Source organism: Halomonas sp. PGE1, from assembly GCF_013000985.1.
In the GTDB taxonomy this organism is placed as follows: Bacteria; Pseudomonadota; Gammaproteobacteria; order Pseudomonadales; family Halomonadaceae; genus Halomonas; species Halomonas alkalicola.
Map to the genome: position 1 here is coordinate 3,369,983 of NZ_CP053032.1, position 12,852 is coordinate 3,382,834.

11 protein-coding genes are annotated in these 12,852 nt (G+C 68.8%); 6 read left to right on the forward strand and 5 right to left on the reverse strand.

All coding sequences use genetic code 11. The features are described from left to right. Positions 1-47: 47 nt before the first annotated feature. Entirely contained in the window at positions 48-1,706 is a 1,659-nt protein-coding gene (pgi, locus tag HIR79_RS15870) for a glucose-6-phosphate isomerase (protein ID WP_169959066.1), read from the forward strand. 156 nt (positions 1,707-1,862) lie between these two features. Here the strand turns inward: pgi and HIR79_RS15875 are convergent, their stop codons facing one another. The 3 genes from HIR79_RS15875 to zwf are packed head-to-tail and all read right to left on the reverse strand — an operon-like array spanning position 1,863 to position 4,744. Then, positions 1,863-2,537 (reverse strand): bifunctional 4-hydroxy-2-oxoglutarate aldolase/2-dehydro-3-deoxy-phosphogluconate aldolase, encoded by a 675-nt coding sequence (locus HIR79_RS15875; RefSeq protein ID WP_169959067.1) that lies wholly within the window; start codon positions 2,535-2,537, stop codon positions 1,863-1,865. Positions 2,538-2,555: 18 nt separating this feature from the next. Further along, positions 2,556-3,224 (reverse strand): 6-phosphogluconolactonase, encoded by a 669-nt coding sequence (gene pgl, locus HIR79_RS15880; RefSeq protein ID WP_169959068.1) that lies wholly within the window; start codon positions 3,222-3,224, stop codon positions 2,556-2,558. 11 nt (positions 3,225-3,235) lie between these two features. Further along, a complete protein-coding gene (gene zwf / locus HIR79_RS15885) occupies positions 3,236-4,744 on the reverse strand; it encodes a glucose-6-phosphate dehydrogenase (protein WP_169959069.1) in 1,509 nt (502 codons plus the stop codon). A 228-nt stretch (positions 4,745-4,972) separates the two neighbouring features. On the opposite strand from zwf, the gene HIR79_RS15890 reads away from it, so the two are divergent. The 4 genes from HIR79_RS15890 (at position 4,973) to HIR79_RS15905 (ending at position 9,127) form a co-directional block, all read left to right on the forward strand. After that, positions 4,973-5,833: a MurR/RpiR family transcriptional regulator gene (locus HIR79_RS15890; RefSeq protein ID WP_169959070.1), complete on the forward strand. Its 861-nt coding sequence runs from the start codon at positions 4,973-4,975 to the stop codon at positions 5,831-5,833. Between the two features lie 121 nt (positions 5,834-5,954). Beyond that, on the forward strand, positions 5,955-6,812 hold the full coding sequence (locus HIR79_RS15895) for a putative selenate ABC transporter substrate-binding protein (protein ID WP_169959071.1): 858 nt from the start codon (positions 5,955-5,957) through the stop codon (positions 6,810-6,812). Positions 6,813-6,823: 11 nt separating this feature from the next. After that, a complete protein-coding gene (locus HIR79_RS15900) occupies positions 6,824-7,606 on the forward strand; it encodes an ATP-binding cassette domain-containing protein (RefSeq protein ID WP_169959072.1) in 783 nt (260 codons plus the stop codon). A 528-nt stretch (positions 7,607-8,134) separates the two neighbouring features. Then, positions 8,135-9,127 (forward strand): hypothetical protein, encoded by a 993-nt coding sequence (locus HIR79_RS15905; RefSeq protein ID WP_249322191.1) that lies wholly within the window; start codon positions 8,135-8,137, stop codon positions 9,125-9,127. Positions 9,128-9,136: 9 nt separating this feature from the next. Here HIR79_RS15905 and HIR79_RS15910 read toward each other — a convergent pair whose 3' ends face one another. Both HIR79_RS15910 and HIR79_RS15915 read right to left on the reverse strand, forming a co-directional pair. Beyond that, entirely contained in the window at positions 9,137-9,511 is a 375-nt protein-coding gene (locus tag HIR79_RS15910) for a RidA family protein (protein WP_169959073.1), read from the reverse strand. Between the two features lie 184 nt (positions 9,512-9,695). Further along, positions 9,696-11,192, reverse strand: a complete 1,497-nt coding sequence (locus tag HIR79_RS15915) for a carbohydrate porin (RefSeq protein ID WP_169959074.1) — start codon at positions 11,190-11,192, stop codon at positions 9,696-9,698. A 376-nt stretch (positions 11,193-11,568) separates the two neighbouring features. Between HIR79_RS15915 and HIR79_RS15920 the strand changes: the two genes are divergently transcribed. Then, a complete protein-coding gene (locus HIR79_RS15920) occupies positions 11,569-12,840 on the forward strand; it encodes an ABC transporter substrate-binding protein (protein WP_169959075.1) in 1,272 nt (423 codons plus the stop codon). Positions 12,841-12,852: the final 12 nt, after the last annotated feature.

Consider the following 12,852-nt stretch of genomic DNA (forward strand, 5'->3'; position numbering starts at 1 on the left):
GACCCGGCTCCCATCGACCCCATCAATGACAAGAGGCGAGGCTTCCGATGTTCCAGCTGACCCGCAGCGTGACCTGGCAGGCACTCAAGCGCCTGCATGAGCAGACCGCCAACGACCGCATCCGCGACTACTTCACCGCCGATCCCCAGCGTTTCGAGAAGATGAGCCTGCGCGTCGGCGGCCTCTTCCTCGACTACTCCAAGCACCAGGTCTCCGACGCGGTGCTCGACCGGCTGATCGAGCTGGCCAACCACTCGGCGCTGGTGCAGCGTCGCGCCCAGATGTTCTCCGGGGACATCATCAACGTCACCGAGGACCGCCCGGTGCTGCACACCGCCCTGCGCAACCTCGCCGAGGGGCCGCTGATGGTGGACGGCCAGGACGTGATGCCGGAGATCCAGCGCACCCGGGAGCAGATCCGCCAGTTCTCGGAGGCGGTGCGCAGCGGCGAGTGGAAGGGCTACAGCGGCGAGCGCATCCGGGACGTGGTCAACATCGGCATCGGCGGGTCGGACCTGGGGCCCAACATGGCCTGCCGGGCGCTGCTCAAGCACCGCCACCCGGAGCTGAACTTCCACTTCGTCTCCAACGTCGACGGCGCCCATATCCAGAAGGTGCTGAGCCGCCTCGACCCGGCCACCACCCTGTTCATCGTCTCCACCAAGACCTTCTCCACCCAGGAGACGCTGCTCAACGCCCATACCGCCCGGCGCTGGTTCGTGGAGACCGCCGGCCCGGATGCCGACGTGGGCGCCCACTTCATCGCCGCCTCCACCAACAAGACGGCGGCCATGGCGTTCGGCATCCGCGAGGAGAACGTCTTCGAGTTCTGGGCCTGGGTGGGCGGTCGCTACTCGATGTGGTCCTCCATCGGCCTGCCCATCGCCCTCTCCATCGGCTTCGAGGGGTTCATGGAGCTGCTGGAGGGGGCCTACGCCATGGACCAGCACTTCCTCGCCGCCCCCTTCCGGGAGAACATGCCGGTACTGATGGCGCTGATCGGCATCTGGTACATCAACTTTCACGGCGCCGAGACCCAGGCCATCGTGCCCTACGACCAGGCGCTGCATCAGCTGCCGGCCTTCCTGCAGCAGCTCGACATGGAGTCCAACGGCAAGTCGGTGGACATCTTCGGCCACCCGGTGGACTACAAGACCGGGCCCATCGTCTGGGGGCAGACCGGCTCCAACGGCCAGCACGCCTTCTTCCAGCTGCTCCACCAGGGGACGCGCTACGTACCCATCGACTTCATCGCCTCGCTGAAGCCCGAGCCCGGCATGGAGGAGCACCACTTCGCCCTGCTCACCAACATGCTGGCCCAGGCCAACGCCTTCATGGAGGGCAGCCAGAGCGGCAGCCGCCTCGATCCCTACAGCTGCCCCGGCAACCGCCCCTCCAGCGTGCTGCTGCTCGATGAGCTGACGCCGAGGAACCTCGGCGCGCTGATCGCCCTCTACGAGCACAAGGTGTTCGTCCAGGGGGTGATCTGGAACATCAACTCCTTCGACCAGTGGGGCGTGCAGCTCGGCAAGCGTATCGCCGGCGAGATCAGCGAGCGCATCGACGAGCAGAGCCAGGACTTCGACGCCTCCACCCAGGGGCTGCTAGCGCTGGTGCGTGAGCACTTCACGGCCAGATCATCGACGGACGCCACCGAGCCCGCGACGACGCCCTCCGACAAGGGCGGCAAGCGCCGCCGGCGCTGAGTCAGCGTGCAGCGCGGGGGCCGGCAACTGCCGGCCCCCGCTCGTTTCGGGCTCGTTTCGGGAGAAAAAAAACCCGGCCACGAGGGCCGGGGAGAGGGACAGCAAGAGGCTGTCGAGAGAGCACGCGGGAACTTCTTTCGCAGGGAACCTGGGGAGTCAGTGGTGGAAGCGCTGTGCCGCCTCCCGAGCCAGCTGGCGGATGCCGTGCCAGTCCTCGGCCTCCACCAGGGAGTTCGGGGTCAGCCAGGAGCCGCCCACACACATCACGTTCTTGAGCGCCAGGTAGTCCTCGGCGTTGTCGAGGTTGATGCCGCCGGTGGGACAGAAGCGCGCCTCGGGGATCGGGCCGGCGAAGGCCTTGAGCGCCTTGACGCCGCCGCTGGCCTCGGCGGGGAAGAACTTGAAGCGGCGGTAGCCGAACTGCCAGCCGGTCATCAGCTCGGAGACAGTGGCAACGCCCGGCAGCATCGGCACCGGGCTGGTCACCCCATAGCGATAGAGCGCCTCGGTGGTGCCGGGAGTGACCACGAAGTCGGCGCCGGCCTGCTCGGCCTGGCGGTACTGGGCCGGGGTCAGTACGGTGCCCACGCCGATGCTGGCCTGGGGCAGCGCCGCCTTGATGCGGCGCACCGCCTCCAGGGCGCAGTCGGTGCGCAGGGTCACCTCGAGCACGGTGAGGCCACCCTCGACCAGGGCGGTGGCCAGGGGCACGGCGTCTTCCACGCGCTGGATGGCCAGCACCGGGATCACCTCGGCCTTCAGGCAGATGCTGTCGAGCTCGGTGGTGCGGGTGGAGGGCAGCTGCTTGTCGATGCTCTTGTCGAAGGTCATTGGTGTCTCTCCGTGAGATCAGGGGGCCCAGTAGATGGCCAGCGGGCAGGAAAGAAAGGCGCGGATCGGCAGCTCACGGACGTCATCGCCCGACAGCGCCCGGACCAGCATGTCACGCTTGTCGCCGCCGGTAATGTGCAGGAAGTGGCGCCGGGAGCGGTGCAGGCGATCGGCGGAAAGGGTCAGGCGCGGCTGAGACTGGCTCCGGGCACGCACGGCCACCGCCGCCTCGGCGGTGGAGAGCGCCAGCGCAAGCTCCCGGCTGTCGGGGAAGAGCGAGGCGGTGTGACCATCGCCGCCCATGCCCAGCACCACCGCGCTGGCCGGCCAGGCCAGGCCGGCAACACGCTCGGCCACGACCTCGGCGCCCTGCTCGGGGGTGGCGTCATCTGTGGTCAGGGGCACGAAGCTGGCCGCCGCCGCCGGGCCCTTGAGCAGGTGCTCGCCCACCAGGCGGGCATTGCTGTCGGCATGGGCCGGGGGCACCCAGCGCTCGTCGGCGAGGGTCACCTCGACCCGCGACCAGGGCAGCTCGCAGGCCGCCAGCGCCTGGAAGAAGGGCACCGGCGTGGAACCACCGGAGACCACCAGCAGGGCACGCTCCTGGCTCGCCAGGTCCTGTCGCAGCGCCTCGGCCACGGCCTCGGCCAGCTGGGTGGCCAGGCGTTCTCGGCAAAGCTCACTCATCTTGGAGTTCCTCAGTAATCCTCATACCAGCTGCGCCCGTCCTGAGTGATCATGGCAATGGATGCGACCGGCCCCCAGGAGCCGGCCGGATAGCGGCGCGGCGGCTCATCGCGATCGGCCCAGGCGGCAATCAGGTTATCGCACCACTGCCAGGCGTGCTCGACCTCGTCGCGGCGCACGAAGAGGTACTGCTGCCCCTTCATCACCTCGAGCAGCAGGCGCTCGTAGGCATCGGGAATCCGCGACTTGGGGAAGGCGCTGTTGAAGTCCAGGTGCAGCGGACCACGGCGCAGACGCATGCCCTTGTCCAGTCCGCTGTCCTTGGTCAGCACCTCCAGGGCGATGCCCTCCTCCGGCTGCAGGCGGATCACCAGCTTGTTGGCGGCGAGTCCCCGCTGGTCGGGGTCGAAGATGTAGTGGGGCTGCTGGCGGAAGTGGATGATGATCTGCGAGAGCTTCTCGGGCATGCGCTTGCCGGTGCGCAGGTAGAAGGGCACGCCGGCCCAGCGCCAGTTCTCGACGCCGGTCTTCATGGCCACGAAGGACTCGGTATGGCTCTCGGTATTGGCCCCCTCCTCCTCGAGGTAGCCGGGCACCGACTTGCCGTTGATGGTGCCCGCCGTGTACTGGCCACGCACCACGTCACGCCCCAGCATGTCGTCGGTGAAGGGCCTGAGCGCCTTGAGCACCTTGACCTTCTCGTCGCGGATGGCATCGGCGTCGAGGTTGGCCGGCGGGTCCATGGCGATCAGGCAGACCAGCTGCAGCAGGTGGTTCTGCACCATGTCGCGCAGCTGGCCGGCGTCGTCGAAGTAGCCCCAGCGCCCCTCGATGCCGACCTGCTCGGCCACGGTGATCTCCACATGGGAGATATGGTTCTGGTTCCACTGGGTGCCGAACAACGGGTTGGCGAAGCGCAGCGCGATCAGGTTCTGCACCGTCTCCTTGCCCAGGTAGTGATCGATGCGGTAGACGCGAGACTCGGGGAAGACGGCGCCGATGGCGTCGTTGATCTCCGCCGAGGAGGCCAGGTCGTAGCCGATCGGCTTCTCGACCACCACCCGGCTCTGGTCGTCCAGGCTGCCGCTGGCCTCGAGGTGCCGGCAGATGTCGCCATAGATCCTCGCCGCCACCGAGAGGTAGACCACCATGGGGCGCTCCTGCCCCGCCTCGCGCCCCGCCTTGCGCCACTCCTGAATCGCCGCATAGCCCTCGACGCGAGTGAAGTCGAGCTGGCGGTAGTCGAGCCGCGCCAGGAAGCGCGTGAGGGCCTTGCGGTCGAGCTCCTCGGCCTTGACGTAGGTCGTGAGCGCCTTCTCGACGCGCCCCTTGAAGCCGTCGAGGTCGAGCTCCTGGCGTGCCAGGCCGAGCAGGCGCGTGCCCGGGTCGAGCAGACCCTCGCGATCGAGCTGGAACAGCGCCGGAAAGAGCTTGCGCTGCGCCAGGTCGCCAAGGGCGCCGAACAGCGCCAGGTCGATGTCGGTGCTGGCTGCCTGGCCGGACCGGCTGAAGTGACTCATGTCCGCCTCTCTTTTCGTTGGATTACCAAAAAAATACCCGAATCCCGGGATCAAGACAATGATTTGTTGTAATCTTACGCAATTAATTGCCAGCCACCGAGGACGATTGGCCGCGGCCGACCTCCTCGGGCTAGGATAGTCAGCATAATGTAGTTAAATCACTACATCACCCGTTCCGGCTTCACCCCGCGGCCCCGTCCCGCCCAGCATGGAGAGCGCCACCGCGCCATGGCCCGTCACGACCTGATCGATCGCATTCGTCAGCGCCTCGAGGAGCTCAACCGCTCCGAGCGCAAGGTTGCCGATGTCATCCTCGCCGACCCGGCAACCGCCACCGGCATGAGCATTGCCACCCTGGCCCAGGCGGCTTCGGTGAGCGAACCTACCGTCAACCGCTTCTGTCGCAGCTTCGATGCCAAGGGCTATCCGGACTTCAAGATCAAGCTGGCCCAGAGCCTGGCCGGCGGCACCCCCTACGTCAGCCAGGCGGTGGAACCCGACGACACGGCCGCCGACTACACCGAGAAGATCTTCGGTGCCACCATTGCCGCGCTGGACAACGCCCGTCGCCAGACCGACCCGCTGCGCATCGAGCGGGTAGTGGACTACCTGATCCAGGCGCGACAGCTGCACTTCTTCGGCCTGGGCGCCTCGGGCGCCGTGGCCCAGGACGCCCAGCACAAGTTCTTCCGCTTCAACATACCGGTCACCGCCTATGTCGACGTGCTGATGCAGCGCATGGTGGCCTCGAGCTGCCATACCGGCGACGTGGTGGTGGTGATCTCCTGGACCGGGCGCACCCGGGAGCTGGTCGACATCGCCCGCCTGGCCCGCGAGAGCGGCGCCGTGGTGCTGGGCATCACCGCCCCCGACTCGCCGCTGGCCCGCGAGTGCACCGAGACCCTGGAGGTCGCCACCCCCGAGGATACCGACCACTACATGCCGATGACCTCGCGGATGATCCAGCTGGCGCTGATCGACGTGCTGGCTACCGGAGTGACCCTGCGGCGCGGCGAGGACTTCCTGGGCCACCTGAAGAAGATCAAGGACAGCCTGAAGGATACCCGCTACCCCGCCGGCCGGCGCTGAGCCCCGCGACGCGCCAGCCAACTACCCGCGAGAGGCTGGCCCAGGGCCCTCCGACAGCTTGCCATTCCCGCGCCATCCCTTACCATTGGCGGCCCTGCCTCATCCTCCACGGAGCCGCCCCATGCGCCGCCTCGCCCTTGCCACCGCCGCCCTCGCCCTGTTTGCCCAGGGGGCGGTCGCCGAGACCTTCCGCTTCACCGCCATCCCCGACGAGGACCAGGCACGTCTGGTGGAGCGCTTCGGCAAGGTCGCCGACTACCTCGAGGAGCGCCTCGGCGTCACGGTTGAGTACGTGCCGGTCAAGTCCTACAGCGCCGCCGTGACCGCCTTCCGCAACGACCAGGTCCAGCTGGCCTGGTTCGGCGGCCTCTCCGGGGTGCAAGCGCGCCGCCTGGTGCCGGACTCCCAGGCGCTGGCCCAGGGCAGCGAGGACGACGCCTTCATGAGCTACTTCATCGCCCATGAATCGACGGGGCTGTCGCTGGCCGACGAGCTGCCCGACGAGCTCGAGGGCATGAGCCTTACCTTCGGCTCGCGCACCTCCACCTCCGGGCGCCTGATGCCGGAGCACTTCTTCCGCCAGCGCTTCGACAATGTCGACCCCGAGGCCTTCTTCTCCCGGGTCGGCTACTCCGGCGACCACTCCCGCACCATCGCCCTGGTGGAAGCGGGCACCTGGGACATCGGCGCGGTGAACTACACCGTCTGGGAAGCCGCCGTGGCCGATGGCCGCGTCGACACGGACAGGGTCTCGGTGATCTGGGCCACCCCGACCTACCCGGACTACAACTGGACCCTGCGCGGCGACGCCGACGCACGCTTCGGCGAAGGCTTCACCGACAAGGTGCAGGCCGCCTTCCTGGAGATGGACGACCCGGAGCTCCTGGCGAGCTTCCCCCGCGAGGCCTTCATCCCCGCCGACAACGCCCTCTACGCGCCCATCGAGGAGGTCGCGGAAGAGCTCGGCCTGCTGCGCTGAGGGCCGACGCCATGGAGAGCGAGCAACGCCGGCTGCTGATCCGCTTCGAGGGCGAGGATCTCGGCCACGGTCGCGACCGCCAGGGGCGCCTCCAGCACCTGGTGCTGCCCGGGCTGACGCTCACCCTGCACGAGGGTGAGCGCGTGGCGCTGCTGGGCCAGAGCGGCTCGGGCAAGTCGACCCTGCTCGCCGAACTGCGCGCACGGCTCGGTGATCGCGCCGCCTGGTGCCCTCAGCACCACGGCCTGGTGCCGCAGCTCGCCGTCTACCACAACGTCTTCATGGGACGGCTGCCGGAGCATTCGACGCTGGCCGGCCTGTGGAACCTGGTACGCCCGCTGTCCCGCCCCTGGCGGGAGGTGGGCGAGCTGTGTGCGCTGCTGGGGCTTGAAGGGCTCGAACGGCGCCCGGTGGGTCAGCTCTCCGGCGGCCAGCGCCAGCGTGTGGCCATCGGCCGCGCGCTCTACCAGGGCCGCGACCTCTTCCTCGGCGACGAGCCGGTGGCCAGCGTCGACCCCCACCAGGCGCTGCGCCTGCTGGCGCTGATCGATTCGCGCCACTCCACCTCGGTGGTCGCCCTGCACCAGCGCGAGCTGGCGCTGTCTCACTTCGACCGGGTCTGGGGGCTGCGCAACGGCCGCCTGGTGATCGATGCCCCGGCAGCGTCCCTGACCCTGGCCGACCTGGACGCCCTCTATCCGGATGCCGACGCACCGGCCGGCGCCTCCGGTGAGCCGGCGGCGACCGGGATGCCGAGCCCGGAGGCCCTGCCCTGCGCCCGGGGCCGCCCGTGAGCGAGGCGCTGCCCCACCCGCCCCGCCACGGCCGCCACTGGTGGCGGGGCACCACCCCCGGGCTGCGGCTGGCCCGCCATACCCTGGCGCTGCTGGCGCTGGCCGTGGTGCTGGCACCCCTGGCCGATCTCGCCATCCACACCCGGGATCCCTGGACAGAGCTCGGCCGCATGGCCAGGGGCATGGCCTGGCCCGCCTGGGGATCGCTGGAGTCGCCCTTCACGGCCATCGGCCTCACCGTCGCGGTGGCGATCTGGGGGACCCTGGCCGGGATGCTGCTGGGCATTCCTCTGGCGCTGCTGTTCGCCCGCTCGCGGCTGGTGCGCGCCGGCTGCGCCTTCGTACGCGCCATCCACGAGCTGTTCTGGGCGCTGCTCTTCCTGCAGGTGTTCGGGCTCTCCGCCTTCACGGCACTGGCCGCCCTGGCGATCCCCTACGCCGGTATCTTCGCCAAGGTCTATGCGGAGATCCTCGAGCAGACGCCCCGCGCCCCCCCGCGACGCCCTGCCCCCGGGCACGGGCCGCCTGGTGCGCTTCGTCTATGCCGAGCTGCCGCTGGCCTGGGCGCAGCTCCTCGCCTATACCCGCTACCGCTTCGAGTGTGCCCTGCGCGCCAGCGTGCTGCTGGGCTTCGTGGGGCTGCCCACCCTGGGCTTCCACCTGGAGACCGCCTTCCGGGAGGGGCGCTATCACGAGGCGGGCGCCCTGCTGTGGCTCTTCTACCTGCTGATCGCCAGCCTGCCCTGGTGGAGCCACCGTCGGCTGATCCCGGTGCTGCTGATCGGCGGCGCCTGGCTGCTGGGCCCCTGGCCCAGCGTGGATGGCGCTCTGGTGTGGCGCTTCGTGTCGGAGGACATCTGGCCGCCGGCGCTGCTGGCCGGCGACTGGACAGGCCTGGTCGAATGGCTTTCGCGCATTCCGGACCTGGGGCCAGCCATCGGCAATACCCTGCTGCTGGGGCTGCTCGGCAGCGTAGGCGCGCTGGTGGTGGCCATGGCGCTGTGGCCGCTGGCCTGCCGGCACTTCGGCAATCGCGGCACGCGACTGGCCGGCCACGGCCTGCTGATCGCCCTGCGCTCCACGCCGGAGATGATGCTGGCGTTCCTCTTCCTGCTGCTGCTGGGCCCTTCGCTGCTGCCCGCCTGGCTGGCCCTGGCGCTGCACAACGGCGCCCTGATCGCCTTCCTGGTGGCGCGCCACGCCGATGCCATCCAGCCCGCCATGCCGGGGCTCTCCGCTCCGGGCCGGCTGGCCTACGAGCTGCTGCCGCGGCTCTATCCCGGGATGCTGGCACTGCTCTACTACCGCGCCGAGGTGATCCTGCGCGAGACGGCGATCCTGGGGATGCTGGGGGTGGCGACGCTGGGGTTCTACATCGAGGAGGGCTTCGACTACCTGCTGTTCGACGTGGCCTTCTTCCTGCTGCTGGTCACCGCGATGCTGAACATCGCGGTGGACGCCCTCTCGCGGCGGCTGCGCCCGAAGGACGGGGCCGTCATGGACGACCCCTGCGCGCGATAGGGCAGCGACTCAGTAGCTGTACTCGCCGCTGACCACGGCCGCGGTCACGGTGATCTCCACCCGGAGCTCGTCGGCCGGCATCGGCGCACAGACGCAGGTACGCGCCGGGGCGTGGCCGGTGGGCACCCAGGCGTCCCACACCGCGTTCATGGCGGCGGCGTCGTTACCGTCCTTCAGGTAGACGGTGGCGGTGAGCAGGTTCTCGCGGTCGGAGCCGATCTCGGCCAGCAGCGCGTCCACCCGCGCCAGCATGCTCTTCGTCTGCTCGGTGATGTCACCGTGGCGCGCCTCGGGGCCGGGCACCTGGCCGCACAGGTAGGCGATGCCGTTATGGATCACGGCGCGGCTCATGCGCGCCTTGGTGTCGTGGCGAATGATGGTCATGGGTACTCCCCTTGGCGGTTATCGACAGGAGGATGGCCTGCCGGATGACGATCAGGCCGCCAGTATCAACGGATCCTCGCCAACAGTCGATACGTCGTGGCAGCGCATGAAAAACCCGTGGCCACCGGCCACGGGCAAGGATCGAAACAGCCGACAGGGCCCGGCCGGCGCCGGCCCCCTGCCATCAGAACCAGACTTCGGTCTGGACGCCGAAGCTCCACTGCCCCCCGGTGAAGCCCTCCTCGCCGAAGCTGCCGCCGTAGCCGTTGAGCGCCTCGCTCCAGTCGGTGTAGGAGGCGAAAAGGCGAATTTCGGGCCGCTGCCAGAAGCCGCCCACCTGGGGCTTGAAGGTCGGGGCAATGGTGAACTTGCCGAAGTCGCCCCTCGCGGCGTTGCCGCCCTCCCCCTGGTCGAGGTCCATGAACTGGTAGCTGGCCTCGTACTGCATCTCGAAGTTCTCGGTCAGCTCGTTGGCCAGGCGCACGTTGAGGCCCGCCCAGGTGAACTCGTCGCCCTGCACGTAGCGGTCCCGGCTGGTCTCGGCGAGCAGCGAAGGCGCCACGCGCCAGGTCGGGGCCAGGTAGGTGGTGCCGTAGAGGCCGAGGCGGGTCGCCTGGGCGTCATCGGTCAGCGCGCCGTCGGCGCCCAGCACCTTGGCCTCCGCGCCCAGGCCCTGGCCGTGAATCAGGGCCGCCTTGAAGTTACCCTCCCCCAGGCCGAAGAAGCTGTCGCCGTGGTAGGCCACCATGGTGTGGAAGCCGCTGTCGGCGGCGGTCTGGCCCGCCCCGATATCGCGCTCGTCGTTGTCCGCGGCGGAGAGGCCGCTGACCATGAACTGCCAGTTGCCGACGTAGTTGTTGCTGGTGAGGATCAGGCTGTCGGTGCTGCCCGCGGTCGGATCATCGCTGCCGATCAGGTCGAAGCCGCTGAAGCTGCGGCCATAGAGCGACAGGTTGGAGGTCCAGTCGTCGGCCAGCTGCATGTCGTAGATCCCCGCGCCGGTGCCGGCCAGGAAGACGAAGTCGCTGTCGATCCAGTGGATGTCGAAGTTGTCGCGGTCGAAGCGCTTGCCGGCCCAGATCGAGGCATTCTCGAAGACGCCGGTGAAGCTCGGCAGCTCACTGAACTCCGCATAGACCTGGCGAACGTTGAGGTTCGACTCGTCGGCGGTCCAGTCGTTGCTGGTGCTGACGGAGTCGGCCAGCATCATGCGGTAGTGGGCCCGGGCGCCGTTGTCGTAGCGCATCCGGTAGTTGAAGATGCCCTCCACATAGGTATCCCCCTCGTTGCCCAGACGCCCCACGGCCCCGCCCAGCGGGCCGGCGGGTGTCACGTAGGGACCGCCCGGCAGACTCTTGCGATCTTCGCCCAGCAGCAGTCCCGAGCGGGCATAGGCGTTGAAGGAGAAGCCCTCCTCGCCGCTGGCCTGGCGCTCGACCCGAGCCAGGCGCTCTTCCACCTCGTCGGCGTCCGGCCGGGCCCCGCTCTCGGCCCGGGTCTCGGCAAGGGTGGCACGCTGCTCTGCGGCATCGGCACGTTGTTCGGCCGCGGCGATACGCGCCTCGAGCTCGGCCAGGCGCTGCTCCATGCCATGGGTCTCGGCGCTGGCGGCGCCGCTCAGCGCCAGGCCGGCGACGGCGATGCCAATGGCCAGAGGGGTCTTGAACATGACGGCGTTCATGGTGATGTCATCCCTTGTTGTTGTGATCTGTAACGATTCAGTCCGGCAGCGCAACCCGACCGTCGGGGCACCCCGGAGGGCGGGCTGGGCAAGCCCACCAAAACTTAATCGTTTAAGTCGACCTCCTCAACGTCGCCCGGCAAGAACGCGACCAATGTCTAATGCCCGCTCCCTGACACCCGCCCGCGCCGGCGAGAGCGGCGTAATCATTAGCTTGCAAGGTAAGTCGCCGCTCACTCCCTCGTTGCCGGCCACGCCACCGCCCCTTCGACAAAAGTCTAGGTTGATGGGGCCCGGCCCATGCTCTTAACTGTGCCGACGTACTTAATCGTTTAAGACCATCGCCAACCGACAATAACAACCGACGAGGACTCCCATGCTCAAGACACCTCTCATCACCGCCCTCGCCCTGGGCACCGCGACGCTTGCCACCACCGGCCAGGCCCAGGCGGCGGATCTGACCATCTCCTGCGGCGCGGTCGGCGCCGAGCTGACCCTCTGCGAGGAGGGCGTGCGCGCCTGGGAGGAGGCGACCGGCCACCGCGTCGACATCGTCTCCACGCCCAACTCCTCCACCGAGCGGCTGTCGCTCTACCAGCAGATCCTCTCCGCCAACTCCCGGGATATCGACGTCTTCCAGATCGACGTGATCTGGCCCGGCCTGCTCGCCAACCACCTGCTCGACCTGCGCAAGGCGCTGGGCGATGAGGCCGGCGAGGGGCACTTCGAGGCCATCGTCGAGAACAACACCGTGGATGGCCGCCTGGTGGCGATGCCCTGGTTCACCGACGCCGGGGTGCTCTACTACCGGGCGGACCTGCTGGAGCAGCACGGCCACGAGCCTCCCGAGACCTGGGAGCAGCTCACCGAGATCGCCCGCGAGATCCAAGCCGCCGAGCGCGAGGCGGGCAACTCGCGCATGCACGGCTTCGTCTTCCAGGGCCGCGCCTACGAGGGGCTGACCGTCAACGCCCTGGAGTGGGTGGCCAGCCACGGCGGCGGCAGCGTGGTGGAGCCGGACGGCGAGATCAGCATCAACAACGCGCAGGCCGCGGCGGCCCTCGACCTGGCCGCCAGCTGGGTCGGCGAGATCGCCCCGAGCGGCGTACTCAACTACACCGAGGAGGAGGCACGCGGCGTCTTCCAGGGAGGCAACGCGGTGTTCATGCGCAACTGGCCCTACGCCTGGGCGCTTTCCCAGAGCGACGGCAGCGAGGTGCGCGGCAAGGTGGGGGTGACCCAGCTGCCGGCGGGCGGTGATGGCACCAGCGCGGCGGGCCTCGGCGGCTGGAACCTGGCGGTCTCCCGCTACAGCGCGAACCCGACGCTTGCCGCGGATCTGGTGGCCTTCCTCACCGGCTTGGAGGAGCAGAAACGCCGCGCCATCGAAGGCGCCTACAACCCCACCCTGGCGGCCCTCTACCAGGACGAGGAGGTGCTCGAGGCGGTGCCCTTCTTCGGCGAGCTTTACGACACCTTCGTCAATGCCGTGGCCCGTCCCTCGGCGGTGACCGGCAATGCCTACGGTCGGGTCAGCAACGCCTTCTTCAGCGCCACCCATGATGTGCTCTCCGGCAGCAAGAGCGGCGAGCAGGCGGTGGCCGACCTCGAGCGCGACCTGTCCCGCATCAAGCGCCGCAACTGGTAACCCGGGAGCCCT